At 65.2% G+C, this 17,358-nt stretch carries 18 protein-coding genes; 4 read left to right on the forward strand and 14 right to left on the reverse strand.

The genetic code is table 11. The annotated features are described in order from the left end of the window. Window positions 1–13: 13 nt before the first annotated feature. Window positions 14–916 carry a LysR substrate-binding domain-containing protein gene (locus OX462_RS19210; RefSeq protein ID WP_409026825.1) on the reverse strand — a complete coding sequence of 301 codons (903 nt, stop codon included), beginning with the start codon at window positions 914–916 and terminating at the stop codon, window positions 14–16. Beyond that, window positions 913–1,677, reverse strand: coding sequence for an RNA methyltransferase (locus tag OX462_RS19215; RefSeq protein ID WP_070312936.1), 765 nt, complete (start codon window positions 1,675–1,677; stop codon window positions 913–915). Before OX462_RS19215 ends, OX462_RS19210 begins: the two co-directional genes overlap by 4 nt. A 195-nt stretch (window positions 1,678–1,872) precedes the next feature. On the opposite strand from OX462_RS19215, the gene OX462_RS19220 reads away from it, so the two are divergent. Then, window positions 1,873–2,652, forward strand: a complete 780-nt coding sequence (locus tag OX462_RS19220; protein ID WP_070224967.1) for an inositol monophosphatase family protein — start codon at window positions 1,873–1,875, stop codon at window positions 2,650–2,652. 73 nt (window positions 2,653–2,725) lie between these two features. On the opposite strand, the gene OX462_RS19225 is transcribed toward OX462_RS19220, so the two are convergent. From OX462_RS19225 to OX462_RS19270, 10 genes are all read right to left on the reverse strand, one after another. Then, entirely contained in the window at window positions 2,726–3,667 is a 942-nt protein-coding gene (locus OX462_RS19225) for a type II secretion system F family protein (RefSeq protein WP_409026826.1), read from the reverse strand. Between the two features lie 18 nt (window positions 3,668–3,685). Beyond that, window positions 3,686–4,654 carry a type II secretion system F family protein gene (locus OX462_RS19230; protein WP_070312938.1) on the reverse strand — a complete coding sequence of 323 codons (969 nt, stop codon included), beginning with the start codon at window positions 4,652–4,654 and terminating at the stop codon, window positions 3,686–3,688. Between the two features lie 6 nt (window positions 4,655–4,660). Beyond that, window positions 4,661–6,007, reverse strand: coding sequence for a TadA family conjugal transfer-associated ATPase (locus tag OX462_RS19235; RefSeq protein ID WP_070313014.1), 1,347 nt, complete (start codon window positions 6,005–6,007; stop codon window positions 4,661–4,663). A 50-nt stretch (window positions 6,008–6,057) separates the two neighbouring features. After that, complete coding sequence (locus OX462_RS19240) at window positions 6,058–7,218, reverse strand: AAA family ATPase (RefSeq protein ID WP_409026827.1); 1,161 nt, start codon at window positions 7,216–7,218, stop codon at window positions 6,058–6,060. Between the two features lie 37 nt (window positions 7,219–7,255). Continuing rightward, window positions 7,256–7,528, reverse strand: a complete 273-nt coding sequence (locus OX462_RS19245) for a hypothetical protein (RefSeq protein WP_230505924.1) — start codon at window positions 7,526–7,528, stop codon at window positions 7,256–7,258. Window positions 7,529–7,537: 9 nt separating this feature from the next. Continuing rightward, window positions 7,538–9,046 (reverse strand): type II and III secretion system protein family protein, encoded by a 1,509-nt coding sequence (locus tag OX462_RS19250; RefSeq protein ID WP_409026828.1) that lies wholly within the window; start codon window positions 9,044–9,046, stop codon window positions 7,538–7,540. 25 nt (window positions 9,047–9,071) lie between these two features. Continuing rightward, window positions 9,072–9,905 carry a Flp pilus assembly protein CpaB gene (cpaB, locus tag OX462_RS19255; RefSeq protein WP_070312942.1) on the reverse strand — a complete coding sequence of 278 codons (834 nt, stop codon included), beginning with the start codon at window positions 9,903–9,905 and terminating at the stop codon, window positions 9,072–9,074. Between the two features lie 62 nt (window positions 9,906–9,967). Further along, the gene (locus OX462_RS19260) at window positions 9,968–10,528 is read right to left on the reverse strand and encodes an A24 family peptidase (protein WP_121668931.1); all 561 of its coding nucleotides are present in this window, start codon (window positions 10,526–10,528) and stop codon (window positions 9,968–9,970) included. A gap of 116 nt (window positions 10,529–10,644) precedes the next feature. Continuing rightward, window positions 10,645–10,818 (reverse strand): Flp family type IVb pilin, encoded by a 174-nt coding sequence (locus OX462_RS19265; RefSeq protein ID WP_071650303.1) that lies wholly within the window; start codon window positions 10,816–10,818, stop codon window positions 10,645–10,647. A 201-nt stretch (window positions 10,819–11,019) separates the two neighbouring features. Beyond that, on the reverse strand, window positions 11,020–11,712 hold the full coding sequence (locus OX462_RS19270) for a LuxR C-terminal-related transcriptional regulator (RefSeq protein ID WP_070312943.1): 693 nt from the start codon (window positions 11,710–11,712) through the stop codon (window positions 11,020–11,022). 558 nt (window positions 11,713–12,270) lie between these two features. Here OX462_RS19270 and OX462_RS19275 point away from each other — a divergent pair. The 3 genes from OX462_RS19275 to OX462_RS19285 are packed head-to-tail and all read left to right on the forward strand — an operon-like array spanning window position 12,271 to window position 14,704. After that, on the forward strand, window positions 12,271–12,759 hold the full coding sequence (locus tag OX462_RS19275; protein WP_409026829.1) for a TadE/TadG family type IV pilus assembly protein: 489 nt from the start codon (window positions 12,271–12,273) through the stop codon (window positions 12,757–12,759). After that, window positions 12,759–13,364, forward strand: coding sequence for a TadE/TadG family type IV pilus assembly protein (locus tag OX462_RS19280; protein ID WP_070312945.1), 606 nt, complete (start codon window positions 12,759–12,761; stop codon window positions 13,362–13,364). Before OX462_RS19275 ends, OX462_RS19280 begins: the two co-directional genes overlap by 1 nt. Beyond that, window positions 13,364–14,704 carry a VWA domain-containing protein gene (locus tag OX462_RS19285; protein ID WP_409026830.1) on the forward strand — a complete coding sequence of 447 codons (1,341 nt, stop codon included), beginning with the start codon at window positions 13,364–13,366 and terminating at the stop codon, window positions 14,702–14,704. Before OX462_RS19280 ends, OX462_RS19285 begins: the two co-directional genes overlap by 1 nt. Window positions 14,705–14,718: 14 nt before the next feature. On the opposite strand, the gene OX462_RS19290 is transcribed toward OX462_RS19285, so the two are convergent. Together OX462_RS19290 and OX462_RS19295 are read right to left on the reverse strand one after the other, a co-directional pair. Continuing rightward, entirely contained in the window at window positions 14,719–16,569 is a 1,851-nt protein-coding gene (locus tag OX462_RS19290) for an amidohydrolase (RefSeq protein ID WP_409026831.1), read from the reverse strand. Between the two features lie 67 nt (window positions 16,570–16,636). Then, window positions 16,637–17,290 carry a hydrolase gene (locus OX462_RS19295; protein ID WP_409026832.1) on the reverse strand — a complete coding sequence of 218 codons (654 nt, stop codon included), beginning with the start codon at window positions 17,288–17,290 and terminating at the stop codon, window positions 16,637–16,639. Between the last annotated feature and the right edge of the window lie 68 nt (window positions 17,291–17,358).

Genomic DNA, 17,358 nt, shown 5'->3' on the forward strand with positions numbered 1-17,358 from the left:
GACGCTCAAAGTCTTATTGAGCAGCAGACAGCCGCAGCTGCGCCAGCAGCCGCTCGCGCACGGCGGACGTGCGTTGCGGGTCCCTCGCCATGTACAGGTCGAGCTGGCGCAGCGGCGCGGGCGCGCTGCTTGCCAGCGGCAGCATGACGACGCCGGCAGGCCTGGACGCCGCCAGGCTGGCTGGCAGCAGGGCCACGCCGAAGCCGGCCGCCACCATTCCCAGCACCGTTTGCAAGCGGCGCGCCTGCTGCACCACGCGCGGCACGAAACCCGCATGCAGGCACAGGCTGGCCAGCTGGTCGTGGAAACCCTGGCCCAGCTCGCGCGGCGAGGCGACGAAATCGTCACCGGCCAGGTCCGCCAGGTCCACGCGCGCCTGGCCCGCGCAGCGGTGATCCGACGGCAGCGCGATCACGATGTCTTCGCCGGACAGGCGCTCGAAGCGCAGGCCGGGCGTGCTGCGGCCGGGCGCGCGCAGCACGGCGATATCGACCTCGCCCCGTTCCAGCCACTCGACCTGCTGCTGCGTCGACGCTTCGCGCAAGGTGAATTGCACGGCGGGCGAGGCGGCGCGGAAGGCGCGCAAGGCGTCCAGCACGTGGGCGTACGGCGTAATGTGGATGAAACTGAGGCGCAAGTAGCCTTCGATGCCCTGCGCCACGCGGCGCGTGGCGGCCACGCCCTCTTCCAGGCTGGCCAGCACCTGGCGCGCTGTGGCCAGGAAAGCATCCCCTGCCGGCGTCAGGCTGACCTTGCGGTTGGTGCGCTCGAATACGGGGTAGCCCAGCGCCTCTTCCAGCCGCAGGATCGCCTGCGACAACGGCGGCTGCGCCATGTGCAGCCGTTCGGCCGCGCGCCGAAAATTGAGTTCCTCGGCGACGGCGATGAACTGGCGCAGCAGCCGCGTCTCGATCATGGGCCTTTTTTGGCGACCGCCAGGATATGCCGCGCGATGCCGCGCAGGATATTGACTTCTTCCGTTTCCAGCCCCGTGCGCGAAAACAGACGTTTTAAGCGCGGCATCAGTTTTTTCGGGTTGTCGGCGTCGAGGAAGTCGATGGCGACCAGCGCCTGCTCCAGGTGCGCATACATGCCGTCGACCTGCGCCAGGCTGGCCGCGTCGCCATGGAAGCCGACGGGGCTGGCCGCTTGGGCATCGCCGAGCGCCGCCACGCGGCATTCATAGGCGACGACCTGCGCCGCCTGCGACAGGTTCAGCGAGGAATACTCGGGATTGGCGGGAATGTTGATCAGCACATTGCACTGCTCGACGATCTCGTTGGGCAAGCCAAAGCGCTCGTTGCCGAAGATGACGGCCGCGTGCAGGTCTTCGCCGGCCGCCAGCTGGGCCGCGATGGCGCGCGGGGCCGTGACGGGCGGCGAGAATTCGCGCAGTCGGGCCGACACGGCCGCCGCGTAATTGCAGCCTTCGAGCGCCTCGGCGATCGAGCCGACGATGCGCGCGCCGGACAGAATATCCTGCGCGCCGCTGGCGAAGGCCACCGCTTCCGCATCCGTCAGGGCGTCGGGAAAGCGGGGATTGACCAGCACCAGATCGGAAAAACCCATCGTTTTCATGGCGCGCGCGACGGCGCCAATGTTGCCAGAGCGACTAGTTTCGACAAGAATAAATCGCAGGCGTTTGAAAAGAGACGTGTTGATTTCGGGCAGATTCATTTAAAATAGCGCTATTGCGCGGTATCGATACAGGAAATTTCGGGAAACGGAGTCACAAAACGCTGACGCCAGGCCGGGATTTTAACCACTTCGGCACCGCTCCGCTCTTTAATTCATTCTTGCACTCTATCGTACCGGCGCCGCAAGGCGGCCATGGGCGGTCGCGTGCTTTTAACGGAAGCTCACATGCACCCAATGCTCAACACGGCGATCAAAGCCGCCCGCCGCGGCGCCGCCGTCATCAATCGCGCCTCTTTTGACCTCGACCGCGTCGTCGTCACGGAAAAACAACATAACGATTTCGTCACCGACGTCGACCAGGCGGCCGAACAAGCCATCATCGAGGTGCTGTCCAAAGCCTACCCGGACCACGCGTTCCTGGCTGAGGAATCGGGAGCTTCCGCCAACTCGCACGACGAGAATGAATATCAGTGGATCATCGACCCGATCGATGGCACCACCAACTTTATCCACGGCTTCCCGCAATACTGCATCTCGATCGCCCTCGCGCATCGCGGCGTCGTCACGCAAGCCGTCATCTACGATCCGGTCCGCAACGACCTGTTCACGGCCACCAAGGGCGCCGGCGCCTACCTGAACGAAAAACGCATCCGCGTCACCAAGCTCGACCGCATTTCGAATGCCATGCTGGGCACCGGCCACGGCGCCGGCCCGCGCGCGCTCGACGAATACCTGAAGATGTACCAGATCATGGCCGAACGCAGCCAGGGCGTGCGCAGTGCCGGCTCGGCCGCGCTGGACCTGGCCAACGTCGCTTGCGGCCGCCTGGACGGCTTCTACGAAAAAGGCTTGAAGCCTTGGGATATCGCCGCCGGCGCCCTGATGATCACGGAATCGGGCGGCATCGTCGGTGAATTTTCCGGCGAATCGGACTACCTGTACAAGGGCGACGTCATCGCCGCCAGCCCGAAGATCTTCGGCCAGATGATCCCCCTGCTGGCACCATTCGCCTGATCGCCAGACGCGCCCTGATGTAAAAAAGCTGCCGGAGGAAACTCCGGCAGCTTTTTTTGGCCCCGGCCAGCCCTCAGCCGCCCCGCATGGCCGGCAGCAGCACGCGGTAAATCTGCAGGAACGCCGGTCCCATCAGCACCACCATCAGCGACGGGAAGATAAAAAAGATCAGCGGGAACAGCAGCTTGAGGGCGATCCTGGCCGCCGTTTCCTCGGCGCGCTGGCGCCGCTTGGTGCGCAGCTGATCGGACTGCACGCGCAGCGACGCGGCGATGCTCGTGCCGAAGCGCTCGGCCTGGATCAGCAAGGTCACCAGCGCATCGACATCTTCCACCCCGGTGCGCAGGGCCAGGTTGCGCAAGGCCTTGTCCTTGGCGCTGCCGGCGCGCAGTTCCAGCGTCACCAGTTGCAGCTCTTCGGCCAGGACCTTGCTTTTCAAGCCGATTTCCTGCGCCACGCGCGCCAGCGCCGCATCCATGGCCAGCCCCGCTTCGACGCACACCGTCATCAGGTCCAGCGCATCGGGAAAGGTTTCGAACACTTCGCGCTGGCGCTGTTTCAGGCAATGCGACAGCCAGAGATTGGGCAGGTAATAGCCGAGGGCGGCCGCCGCGACCAGCCACAACAGCATATTGTGCCCGCCGTGGCGCAGCAGGAAGTACGCCAGCAGCGGCAAGCCCACGAACAAGGCCGTCTTGGCCGCGTAAAACAGCGCGGGCGCGGCCTGGCTGCGCCAGCCGGCATGGACGAAGCGGCTGCGGATGGGCGAACTTTCCCAGCCCTCGTCCGGCAGCGACAGCCTGGCCAGCGGGCGCGTCAGGCTGACGGCATGCGCCAGCCAGCGCCGCCTGGCATGGCGCCCGCTATCGCCGGCCGCGCCGGCATCGCCCAGCGCCTGCAGCCGCTCCTGCACGGCGCTGCCGGCGAATATGCGCAGCACCAGCAAGGCCAGCGCGAAAACGATCAGGAACAGCAGGCCCAGCAAAGCCAGCTGCGCCGCGCTCATGCCGCTCATCGTGTTTTTTCTTTCATGTCACACCCGGATATGGATAATTTTTCTGATGCAGAGCACGCCAACCATCAGCAAGCCCAGCGCCACGCCGACCATCTTGCGCCCGCCCCCATCCGTGTACAGCACGGCGATAAACTGCGGATTCATCACGTGCATCATCAGCGCCGCGCCGAACGGCAGCAGGCCCAGGACCCAGGCCGACATGCGCCCTTCGGCCGACAGCACGCGCACCTGTCCCAGCAATTTCAGGCGGTCGCGGATGATGGCGCTGATGCTGCTCAGCAATTCAGTCAGGTTGCCGCCCGTTTCGCGCTGGATCAGCACGGCGATGACGAAATAGCGCAAGTCCGTGCTGGGCACGCGCGCGGCCAGGTTGCCCAGCGCATCGGCCATCGCGACGCCGAAACTGACTTCGTCGAACACGGCGCGAAATTCCTCGGCCAGCGGCCCCGTCATCTCCTCGCCCACCATTTTCAGCGCGGTGGGAAACGCATGGCCGGCGCGCATGGCGCGGCCCATCAGGTCGAGCGCATCCGGCAGTTGCTGCTCGATGCGCACCAGCCGCCGGCTCCTGGCGCGGCGCACCAGCAGATACGGCAGCATGGCGCCGCCCGCGCCCAGGCCCAGGCGCACATACCAGGGCAGCGGCAGCGCGCCGGCCAGCAGCAGGCCGGCCAGCGCGCCGAGTGCGCAATAGCCGAGGAAGCCGGCCACGAGCCAGCGCATGCCCGCCTGCAGCAATAGCTGCTCGATGCGCCCCGCGCCGGGCAAGCCTTCCAGCACGCCTTGCAGAAACGGATGGACGCTCAGCGGGCGCTGCTTGGTGATCGACAGCGCCTGTTCGCCATCGCTGGCCGTATACATGGCTTGCAGGCGCCGCGCCACGCGCGCCGCGCCCGGCCCCCGCGCCGCCTGCCACGCCAGCCAGGCGCCAGCCACCAGCAGCAGGACGGCCAGGAAAATAAACAGATAGACAAGGTAGGAAAGCATGGCGGGTCAGCGCCCCGCCGCGGTGGGTTCGAACAGCGAGGCCGGCACGCCGATGCCGAAGCTGTTCAGGCGTTCGAGAAAGCGCGGGCGGATGCCGCTGGCCGAGAAATGCCCGACCACCGCGCCGCCCTCGGCCACGCCCGTCTGCCGGAAACTGAAGATTTCCTGCATCGTGATGACCTCCCCTTCCATGCCCGTGATTTCCTGGATCGACGTCACCTTGCGCTTGCCGTCGATCAGGCGCGACACCTGCACCACCACCGACACGGCCGAGCTGATCTGCTGCCGGATGGCCTTGCTGGGCAGGTTGGCCGCCGCCATGCTGATCATGTTTTCCAGCCGCGTGATGGCGTCGCGCGGCGTGTTGGCGTGGATGGTCGCCATCGAGCCTTCATGGCCCGTGTTCATGGCGCCCAGCATGTCGAGCGCCTCGGCGCCGCGCACCTCGCCCAGGATGATGCGGTCGGGACGCATGCGCAGCGCATTGCGCACCAGCGCGCGCTGGCTCACTTCGCCCTTGCCTTCGATATTCGGCGGACGCGTTTCCAGCCGTACCACGTGCGGCTGCTGCAACTGCAGTTCGGCCGCGTCTTCCACCGTGACGATGCGCTCGGTCTGGCCGATAAAGCCGGAAATCACGTTCAGCATGGTGGTCTTGCCGCTGCCCGTACCGCCGGAAATGAGGATATTCATCTTCGCCTTGCCCAGGCCCTGCAGCACCTCGGCCATTTCCGCCGTCATGCTGCGGTAGGCGACCAGGTCGGCCAGGCGCAGCGGATCGACGGAAAAACGCCGGATCGACATCACGGGGCCGTCGATGGCCAGCGGCGGGATGATGGCGTTGACGCGCGAACCGTCGGGCAGGCGCGCATCGACCATGGGGCTCGATTCGTCGATGCGCCGGCCCACGCGCGAGACGATCTTGTCGATGATTTTCATCAGATGGGCGTCATCGTCGAAGCACACGTCGGTCAGCTCGAGGCGGCCGCCGCGCTCCACATAGACCTGCTGGTGGCCGTTGACGAGGATGTCCGACACACTGGTGTCCGACAGCAGGGTTTCCAGCGGGCCGAAGCCCAGCATCTCGTGCTGGATGTCGCGCGTCAGGCTCCTGCGCTCGGCCTCGTTGATGACCACCGCCTCTTCATCCAGCAAGCGCTCGACCAGGCCGCGCAATTCTTCGCGGATGCGCTCCTGCGACAGGCGCTGCATGCTTTCCAGGTCGACCCGTTCGAGCAGCAGCCCATGGATGCGCAGCTTGAGGTCGCGGTAGCCGCGGTTGTCGATGGCCGCCATGCGTTGCGGCGCGAGCGCGGCGATCTTGGCGCTGCCGAGCCGTTCGCGGATGGACAAGGCGGCGATGGGGGAACTAGCCATGAAATGCTCCTGTTCTGGGATGTGGATCAGGCGCGCCGCAGGACGCGGCCCAGCCAGCCCTGGCGCGCCGTGCCGGCCGCGCCGCCGGCCAGGCTGGCGGCGAATTCCTGCAGCGAGCGCGTGATCGGGCTGGCTTTGTCGAGCTGTAAAATCGGCACGCCCTGGTTGACCGAGGCGGCCGCCGAGGCGTAGTGATTGGGCACGGTGCGGTAGACGGCCGTGCCATACGCCGCTTCCAGGTCGCGCAGGCGGATCTCGCCGCCCTTGTCGTGGCGGTTGACGATGATATGCACCTTGTCACTGGCGTATTCGAGCGAGCGGAACATGCCCAGCAGGCGCTTGCCGTCGCGGATGTAGGGCAAGGTCGCCTGCAGGACGGGAAAGATCATGTCGGCGTGGTCCAGCGCGCGCACGCTGACGGCGTCGAGGTTGCGGCCCACGTCGAGCACGATGAAATCGTACTGGCGCCTGGCCTGCCGGATGATGGCGTCGATGTGTTCGGGCGCCACTTCGCTGGCGTGGGCGGGATCCTCGGGCGCGGCCAGCACGCTGTAGTTGGGCAGGATGTGCAGCATGCTCGATCCCAGGAACGAGGAATCGAGCCGGTGGATGTCGCGCGTGACGTCCGACAGCGTGGCCAGCGGCTTGTTCTCGGAGACGAACAGCGAGGCGTCGCCAAAATGCAGGTTCATGTCGATCAGGGCAACGCGCTGCTGGCCGCCGGCGGCCAGCGCATAACCGAGGTTGCTGGCGATGAAGGTGGCGCCGCTGCCGCCCTTGCACGAGATGAAGGCCAGCACCTTGCCGTTGCCATGCTCGCGCCGCTCCAGCTTTTCCTCGATGCGTTCGAGCGCCGCATACAGGCTGGCCGGCGCGGCGGGAAACGGCAGCACGTCGCGCACGCCCGCGCGCATGGCCTGCAGCAGGAATTCGGGCGGCTGCTGGTGGCACAGCACGATGAAAGCCATGCGCGGATGCAGGTTGCTGAGGCGCTCGATGGCGGCCAGGTCGGCGCCGTCGTTCGACGGGCGGTCGAAGATCAGCACGTCGGGCGGCGACTGCGCCGCCTGCAGCGGTTCGAGCGTTTCGCCGCCCGCATCGATCTCGTCGAGCCGGTTGCGGCCGCGCAGCAGCTGGCTCAGTGCGGACAGTGTTTTTTCATCCCTGGAATTGATGGCGATTTTCACGATAGGCCTTGCTGGTTCTGTGGTGACGGTGCCAGCTTCACTTGCGCGCCCCGACGCCGATGGTGAAGGCGGCCGCTTGCGGCGCGGGTGCGGCAAAGCTTTTCTGGTACGCCGCGTAGGCGGCTTGGGCGGCCTTGCCGTCCAAGCCGGCCACGGGGTCGCGGTTCGCGCCCGCCTGCGGCGACAGCATTTGGCGCTGGCGCAGCTGCGCGACGCTGTGGCCGAACTGGCGGTCCAGATTCGGCGTGGCGGCGCAGCCGCTGGCGGCCAGCGCGGCCAGCAGTACGGGGAGGAAAACGGGATGCTGCATGATGTGCTCCTATTGAATGTCCGCGCCGGCCGGCGCTGTCTGCGTGGCCGCGTCCTGCCGCGGCCGTGGCGCGGCGGCGCCTTCCATTTTTCCTTGCAAGAAGAACTCGCCGCGGCTGGGTGCCACATAGGCATCGGTCGGCAGCACGATCTCACTGTCGAGCGGCTTGACCAGGTGCGGCGTGATGATGAAGACGAGCTCGGTGCGGTCCGTCTGGAAATCGCTGCTGCGGAACAGCGCGCCCAGCACGGGAATCTCGCCCAGGAAGGGCAAGGCCTTGATATTGGTCGTCACATTGTTCTTGATCAAACCGCCGACGGCAAAACTCTGGCCATCGAACAACTGCACCGTCGTGGTGGTGCGCCGCGTGGTAAAGGCCGGCAGCACCGCGTTGGCGGCGGCGCCCCCGCCGGTGGTGATGCCGATGCCTTCGCGGTTCAGCTCCGACACTTCCGGCGCCACCTTCAGGTTGATGCGTCCGCCTTCGAGCACGGTGGGCGTGAACTTGACGGCAATGCCGAATTCCTTTTCCTCCAGCGTGATCTTGTTGGTGGTGCTGTCTTGCGCGACCGGAATGAAAATCTTGCCGCCCGCGAGGAAACTGGCTTCCTGGCCACTGATGGCCATGATGTTCGGTTCGGCCAGCACCTTGACCAGGCCGTCGCGCTTTTGCGCATCGAGCGTGAGACCGTTGCCATTCTTGCCGTTGACGGCGCCCAGCTGGCTGGGATGGCCGCTGAGCAAGTTCGACAGCAGGCCGTAGCTCCAGTTGCCGCGCGTGCCGCTGATGCCCACGCTGGCGCCCAGCTGGTCGACCAGGGTCTTCGACACTTCGGCGATCTTCACTTCCAGCATGACCTGCTGCGGCGCCGCGACCGTCAGCATATTGATGACCTTGACGCCGCCGCCGGCATTGGCAGTGCTGGCGGCGCCGTCGGCCGGCGCCGCCGCTTCGCCCGCGCCGCGCTGGGCATAGGCTTGCGCCATCTCGAGGATCTGGCTGGCCTTGACGCTGTCGCTGACCTGCCCCGACAGCACGATGCTGCCGCCGGCCGCGCCCGCCTTGACGGCATGCTCGCCGGGGAAGACATAGGCCAGCTGCGCCTGCAAGCCCTCGACATCGATCTCGACTTCAATATCGACGATCACGGGGCGCTGCTGCCGGTCCCACAGGATCAGGTTGGTGCTGCCCGGGGCCAGGCCCCAGACGAACAGCTGGCTGGACGAGCCCAGCATCCTGGCGCCGGCCACGCGCGGATCGTTGACGGCGATCTGCGACACCGGCAGGCTCAGGCTGCGCAAGGTGGACTTGCCCACGGCGATGCGCACTGGCGCGCCCAGGCGGGCGATATCGGCGCCCAGCGACATGGGCGGCGCCGCGACTGGCGCCATGACGGCCTGCCGGGAAGGCGCCGCCGCGCCGGCGCTGCCGGGCCAGGCCAGGCCCGCGGCCGCGCCGCCCAAGGCCAGGGCCAGGCGCATGCCCGCACTCGAGGCGTGCTTACGAAATGTATTCATCGATCATCCTTGCTTGCCTGCTGATTTAAAATTGCTGGACGCTGGTATCCATGCCCTTGATGACGGTGACGCTGTCGCGCGCGGCAGCGCGTGCCGGCGCCGTCTGACGCCGCGCCGCGCGCACGGGCGCCGCCGCCGGCGCCAGCGCCTTCAATTCCAGCAGCGACTCCTTGGTGGCGCCGCCCGTGTCGGCGGGCGCCGGATCGACCTGGTTGCGCAGCACCAGCGACAGGCTGCCCACGCTGCGCGCCAGGTCCAGCTTTTCCACCTGCTCCGGCGTCAGCTCCAGGGTCACGGCGTTGACCACCTTGGGCTTGTTGTCGTCGCGGCCGGATTCCTGCGCCACGGCCAGCACCAGGATGCGTTCCAGCACGATCTTGGAAATGGCCAGCGGCCCGCCGCCCGCCGGTCTGGCGCGGTCATCCTGCGTATGCACGAGAATGTCGACGAAGTTGCCCGGCAGCGCGAAGCCGGCCACGCCCACCACGTCGTTGACGCGCACGGTCATGGCGCGCTTGCCGGCAGCGACGATGGCCGACAGGCCACCGGTGGCGCCGGGCGGCGCGAGCTTGCTTTCCAGCACAGGCTCGCCCCTGCTGACGGCGCTGCGCGTGATGCGCCCGTCCAGCGCGCCGGCCTCGCCAAACGCCCCCGGCGGCATGGCGCCCGCCGGCCAGTCCATGCCGCGCAGCATGGCCGGCGTCACCTTCGCGCCCACGCCGATATCGACCAGCGCGACCATCACCGTCTGGCTGGCCGGCGCGCCCTGCCCTGACATCCAGCGGGCGGCCGCCAGCACGGCGCCGCCCGCCATCAGCAACGCCAGCAGCAGCACGATCGCAACGCGGCTATTTCTCATGATTTATCCTCTTGGTGAAACATGGGTTTCCGCGCGCACGCGGCCATATGCTGCCCGGCGCGTCATGCATGGCCGCCGGCCGCCAGGGCCAGGCTGATGGCGGTGCCGGCGGCAATGGCGATCGCGTACGGCAGGCTGCCGCTTGCCAGCGCGGGCGGGCCGACCTGCGGCGCCTCGCCTGCCGCGGCGCGCAGCCAGCCTTGCAGCAGCAATTGCCGGGCATTGGCCAAGGCCTGGCGCAGCGTGCCCTGGCACAGGGCGACGGCCAGCGCCAGCACGCCGCCAGCAAGCAGGCTGCACAGCACGGCAAACACGGCGGGGCGCGGGCCCAGAAACGCCCCCACCATCGCCATCAGCTTGACGTCGCCCGCGCCCAGCGCCTTCAGCGCATACATGGGCAGCAGCAAGCCCAGGCCGACGGCCAGGCCGCCCAAGGCCAGCCACGGCCCGGCCGGCGTCAGCCCTGGCAACGCCAGGCTGTTGAGCAGCACGCCGAGCAAGGCACCGGAAAAGACCAGCCGGTTGGGAATGCGCCGGCGGCGCACGTCATGCCAGACAGCGGCGGCCAGCAGCCCCCACAAGACTATGGCGGGGCTGAACGTCCAGAAAGAATGAGGGTCCATCGTGTACCTGATGCAAGCCGAGCGCATGACGGCATGCGCATCGTTGGGCGGGAAGCCGGCAGGCCAGTGCGCATGGGCAGCTGGCATGCCGGGGTGCAGCGCGGTGGGCGGGCGTCTTAGATCGCCGCGCCCGTCAACTTGGTGCCGATGGCCTTGAAGGCGCCATCGAGGCCGGTGGTGAAATAGCCGACGGCCGTGACCAGCGCCGCCGCCACGAGCGCAGCGATCAGCGCATATTCGATGGCGGTCACGCCATCTTCTTCGGCGATAAAGTTTTTAATGAAATTCATATTATTCCCTTTCAGGTCAAGTTTTAAACATGATAAAAACTGAAAATACAGTCTGAAAATAAAAACATTCACCTTGTTTTTATTTGCCAATTTCTGATGCGTGTATTTTATATAAACAAACATTAAATCGAATCAGAGAAAAGTCATTTTATGCACAGTACAAACCATCTTAATTTTTTGTCCACAATCAGGACATATGTACTATCCCTCCGCAGGCAGGGACTCGGCCAGCCGGTTGCGGGTGGCGTACACATATAATTCCAGGCGGTTGGTGACATCGAGCTTGCTGTAGATCGATGTCAGATGATTACGCAAGGTTTGCTCCGAGATAAAAGCGCGCTGGGCTATTGCACGGTTCAGCGCGCCATTTCCTTCCACCATCATGGCAACGATCTTGCGCTCCTTCAGCGTCAGCCTGGCGATCCGCTGCTCTTCCGGATCGGGTGCCGCTTCCGGCTTGTTGAGCACCCCCAGCATGCTGTCGAGCAGCGCCGGAGCCAGGCACAACTCGCCCTGATGCAGGCGGGCGATGGCGTCGACCATTTGCTTGACGGGCGTCTCCTTGCCCACCACCGCGCGCACACCGCTGCGCACGGCGCGTCCGCACTCGGCCTGGTCCTGCGTGCCGCTGAACAGCAATACGCGCGAGACGCCATTGCCGAGCAGCTGCGGCAGATAATCGATGGCGCAGGCGCCGCCGCAGCCCAGATCGGCGTCAAGCACGATGACGTCGGGACACAGGGTCCGGGCCAGCAGCAGCGCGCCGTCGATCTCGGTGGCGCTGGCCACCACCTGCATTGCCGGCTGGGCGGCGGCGAGCAGCTGCTCCAGGCCCCACAGCCAGGTTTTGTGGTCCGACACCAGCATGACGCGTATGACATTTTTTGTTGACATGCTTTACCTCTTAACGTGTAACCCATCCCCTTCGGGGAATATTGTTGATCCGAATCGGATTGCCAGCCTCGCCCGCGCGCACCTCTGTTGCCGCGCGCAGGGGAGGAAGTCATGGGGGCACGAAGGAAGAGGCCTTGGGCCGGCACGCGCAAACGCGGTGCGTGACCCACGCCAGCGGTCGCCGCACGCCGGGCGAGTGCCGATGGATGGGCAGCGCGGCCAGGGCGGGCGCGCCGCCGGCGCGCCATCGCTGCTGCCATCGCTGCTGTTGCTTACATTGCAGCATTTTTATTGCATCACCTTGCAAAACAAGTCTTTGCCTGCACGCAGGACAATCCTGACACCAAGCCTGTTTTCATACCCGCGCATATTACTCCCGGCCCTGTAGGGACGGGGGCCGCACACTTGAAATAAGGCGCTTAATTACGATTATCTTGACCTGTAATAATTTAATGGGAAGACATGCCCTTGAAAATCGATATAGAATAATCGCCAGTCAAATGGCGTAATACCATCCGCCCGACATTCTTCATCGCGGCACCTAACCGGATTAATCCCATGCGTTTAAAACAGGCCGATTCCCCTATATTCCGCAAGCAAAGCGGACAGGGCGGCGCCACCTTGCTGGAATTGGCCCTGATAACGCCGGTCTTTCTCATGCTGATAATCGGCATCATTGAAATGAGCATGGCGTATTTTGCCAATATGACCATGCAGCACGCGGTGCGCGAAGGCGCGCGCTATGCCGTCACGGGGGCAAAAGACCTCGACCCCGACAGCGCCAACCAGCAGCGCTACCAGGCCGTGATACAAAAAATACGCGACAGTTCCATGGGCATGTATGACAAGGTCAGCCCCGTGATCTCCGTCAACGGCAGCGATGCGGTCGGCGCCGCCATGTTCGGCCAGGCCGGCGATATCGTCGTCATCTCCGTCGATTGCCGCTGGGCGTTTGCCACGCCGATGATCCGGGCCCTGTTCCGCGACGGCCAGGCGCATTTCGTGGTGGCCGCCACCATGCGCAATGAAAGCTTTGGCGGCCTGTGATGCGCGCCCGCCCTCCTGCGCCGCGCGCCGCGCGCGGCATCGCCGCCGTGGAATTTGCCATCGTTCTGCCGCTGCTGGCGCTGCTGCTGTTCATGCTGGCCGACCTGTCGCGTGCCATCCAGGCCAAGACCATCCTGCTCAACATCAGCCGCGAAGGCGCCAACCTGGCCTCGCGCTCCACGTCCGACCTGAGCGGCTCGGGCCAGGCCATCATGAATGCGCTGGCCGCCAGCACGCCGCCGCTGGACATGAACAAGCGCGGCATGATCTACATCACCAAGATCATGGGCTACACGGCAAAGAACGGCTTGCGCAATATCGTGCTGGAACAATACCGCTGGGATGCCGGCGCCAGGGCCAGCGGCTACCTGCCCGCCAGCCAGGTATGGCAATGCGGCAGCTGGAGCAACGGCACGTGCACCGGCATCGCCAAGGACGAGCATGCCCCCACGGTGGCATTGATGCAGAACCAGCTGGCCGATGGCGAACTGATCTACGCCGTGGAAACGTTCTACGATTTCGACATGCTGTTCGGCACCCTGAACTTTGGCAACAGCACGACGCCCGTGCTGGGCCCCAACCTCACTTCGATGACGGTATTCTGATGCGCATTCCACACAAGCGGCAAGGCGGCCAGGTGCTGATCATGGTGGCGCTGTCGGCCGTCGTCCTGATCGCCTCGGTGGGCCTGGCCGTCGATTCCGCCCTCGGCTACTTCGTCAAGGCCAAGCTCAATGCGGCCGTCGACTCGGCCAGCCTGGCGGCGGCGCGCGGCATTACCGCGGGCAATTCGGAAGCGGAACAGCGGGACAGCGCGCGCCAGGCGGCAAGGGAGTTTTTCGACATTAATTATCCGGACAACTTCCTGCTCTCGACGCCGGTCCTCGATCCCGTCGACGTCACGTTCGACAGGGGCACCGTCACCATCGACGTCTCGGCCACCGCCTCGCTGCCCGTCTCGCTGATGGGCATACTCGGCTTCAAGACCCTGAACGTGGCGGCCAGCGCGCAAACCATCCGCAAGGACCTGGACATGGTGCTGGTGATGGACACGTCGCGTTCGCTGGAAAACAATGCGGACGCCGTGCGGGCGGCAGGCAAGTCCTTCCTGAACAAATTCAATTCCACGGTCGACCGGGTCGGCTTGCTGCATTTCGCCTCGGAAGCGCAAATCGACGTCCCGATCAGGCAGGTCGAGCGCGGTTTCGACCGCGACAGCATGACCATGAAAAATGGAAAGATCGATCAATTCACGTTTGTCGGCGGCACCAACTCTTCCGCCGGCATGTTCCAGGCACGCAAACAGCTGAACGACATCGCCCAGGTCAACCGCTCCAGCCTGCGCGTCATCGTGTTTTTTTCCGATGGCTCGCCAGCGGCATTTTCCGCGTACTTTCCCAACAAGGACAACAAATGCAAGGATGCAGGCGGCCTCGCCACCTTTCCGAAACTGCAAAACCCGGCATTGGCGGGCCTGTACAGGATGAAAGTGAGCGACTCGCTCCAATACGGCGATTGCGCCGCCAGTCAGATCACCGGACTTCCCGCATGGTATAACGCGAATAATGACGCGGCGCTGCGCGAGTTTCCCATCGTCACCAATACGCCCCGCGTCGTGACTTCTTCCACCGCAACGGCGCAAGCGCAATGGACGAATGTGCACCGCGCCTCGCGCAACCTGGTTGAAGCGATGGCGGCAAAAGCGCGCCAGGAAGGCATTTTTGTCTTTACTCTGGGCATGGGCGCCTCGCTGAAAACCAAGGAAGGGCCGGACAACGAGCTGGGCGAAGACTTGCTGCGCTGCCTGGCCAACACGACCGACGCAAAAGCGGCTTGCCGCAAGCCGGCCGAGCCCGTGGGCCTGTACTGCTATGCGGCCACCGAAAGCGAGCTGAGCCCATGTTTCACGCGGCTCGCCTCGGCCATCCTGCGCATTTCCAAATAAGGCCAGGCCGCCCTCTAGAAGGCGAAACAGCTGCAGCCCAAGGCGCCCCAGAAGCCGGAAAAGTCACTGATCGGCACGGCCGACTTGCGCGCCCGGTCATGCGCATGCGCATGCACGCCGCAGGCGCCCGCGCACTGGTGCGGCAGCATGGCTTGCGCCGGCCTGGCCGCGGGCCGGTAATGGCCGGGCACCGTGCGCACGGGCGACCACTCGGGCAGCACGGGAATGGGCGGCGGCGCCAGGGTCGTGAATTCCGCCTGGCCGTAGACGACCTTGCCGCCCACCATGGTCAGCACGGATTCGATGGACTTGATCGCCTCTTCCGGCACCGTAAAGTAATCGGCCGACAGCACGCTCAAATCAGCCAGCATGCCCTCGCGGATGCGCCCCTTCTTGCCCTGCTCGCTGGAGAACCAGGCGCTGCCCGCCGTCCACAGTTCCAGCGCCGTGTCGCGCGACAACCTGCCCGCCGCATCCGTCAGGGCCAGGCCGCCCACGGTGCGCCCCGAAACCAGCCAGTACAGCGCAGTCCACGGGTTGTAGCTGGCGACCCGCGTGGCGTCCGTACCGCCGCCGACGGGCACGCCCGCGTCGAGCATGCGCTGCACGGGCGGCGTCGCCTTGGCCGCGTCGGCACCGTAGCGCTCGACGAAGTACTCGCCCTGGAAGGCCATGCGGTGCTGGATGGCCAGGCCGCCGCCCAGCGCTTTCACGCGGTCGATATTTTTCGGGCTGATGGTTTCCGCGTGGTCGAACAGCCAGTGCAAGCCGCCGAACGGCGTGTCGCGGTTGACCTTTTCAAACACGTCGAGCATGCGGCCGATCGATTCGTCATAGGTGGCGTGCAGGCGGAACGGCCAGCGCTGCTCGACCAGGTGGCGCACGACCTTTTCCAGCTCATCCTCCATGCCGGCCGCCAGCTCTGGGCGCGGTTCGAGGAAATCCTCGAAGTCGGCGGCGGAAAACACCAGCATTTCGCCGGCGCCGTTGTGGCGATAGTAATCGGTGCCATCGCCGGGTTTCACCATGCCCGTCCACTTCTGGAAGTCCTGCAATTCCGCGCCCTTGTTTTGCGTGAACAGGTTGTAGGCGATGCGGATGGTCAGCTGCTCCTTTTGCGCCAGTTCCTCGACGACGGCGTAATCCTCGGGATAATTCTGGAAGCCGCCGCCCGCGTCGATGGCGCTGGTCAGCCCCAAGCGATTGAGTTCGCGCATGAACTGGCGCGTGGAGTTCACCTGCAATTCCAGCGGCAGCTTGGGGCCTTTCGCCAGGGTCGCATACAGGATCATGGCGTTCGGCCGGGCGATCAGCAAGCCCGTGGGATTGCCCGATGCATCGCGCACGATCTCGCCGCCGGGCGGGTTCGGCGTATTTTTATCGTAGCCGACGGCGCGCAGGGCGGCGCGGTTGAGCAAGGCGCGGTCGTACAGGTGCAGGATGAAGACGGGTGTGTCGGGCGCAGCTGCATTGATCTCATCGAGGGTGGGCATGCGCTTTTCCGCGAACTGGAATTCCGTCCAGCCGCCCACCACGCGCACCCACTGCGGGTTCGGCGTGCGCAAGGCCTGTTCCTTCAACATGCGCAAGGCATCGGCCAGCGAGGGCACGCCTTCCCAGCGCAATTCCAGGTTGTAGTTCAAGCCGCCGCGGATCAGGTGCAGGTGCGAGTCGTTCAGGCCGGGAATCACCGTGCGGCCACCCAGGTCGATCAGCTGCGTGGCGGGACCGCGATGACGGATCACGTCTTCGACGTCGCCCACGGCGAGAAATTTGCCATCGGCGATGGCGACGGCGGACGCCAGCGGCTGCGTCCTGTCGACCGTGTGGAAACGGCCATTGAGCAAGATCGTGTTTGCGTGCATGGGAACTCCCGGATCATGTAAAAACACGGCTCTGCCGACGGGCGGCGGAGCCGGAGTCAGTGAAAAATCAATGGCCTTCGCTGGCGTTGAACATGGATTTGGCGTAGATCAAGCCCAGGCCATAGCCGCCGCCGTGCGCCACGGCTGTCGCCACCGTCTCGTTGTAAGTCTCGCCGCGTGCCCAGTCGCGCTGCAGTTCCAGCAGGTATTGCACGGACGTCATCGGCTGCGCGCCCGCCTGTATCATGCGCTGCATGGCCATCGCATGGGCTTCGTCGGAGACGTCGCCGCTGGCGTCGGCGATCACGTACACCTCGAAGCCCTGCTCCAGCGCCGACAGCGCAGGGCCCACGATGCAGACGGATGTCCACAGGCCGGCCAGCACGATCTTGCCCTTGCCGTAGCCATTGACCTTGTCGGCGATGCGCGCGTCTTCCCAGGTATTCATGCTGGTGCGGTCGATCGGCGCCTGCCCGGGGAAGACGGACTGGATCTCGTCAAAAATAGGGCCGGAGAACGATTTGGCGGCGACCGTCGTCAGAATCGTCGGCACCTTGAATTGCGCCGCCGCCTTGGCCACCAGGGCCGCATTGTTGCGCAGCAAGGCCAGGTCGATCGAACGGGTGGCGAACGCCATCTGCGACTGGTGGTCGATCATGATCAGGGTATGATCGTTTGGAGTCAGCAGTTTGTGGGCGGCTTGGGCGATGGCGATCGGCATGATGTTTTCCTTAGTGAAAATAATTGAATATGAAAAAAGAGAGGTCCTTGTACGGCATTTGTGCTCGT

This window comes from Janthinobacterium aestuarii (assembly GCF_046113285.1).
In the GTDB taxonomy this organism is placed as follows: domain Bacteria; phylum Pseudomonadota; class Gammaproteobacteria; order Burkholderiales; family Burkholderiaceae_D; genus Janthinobacterium.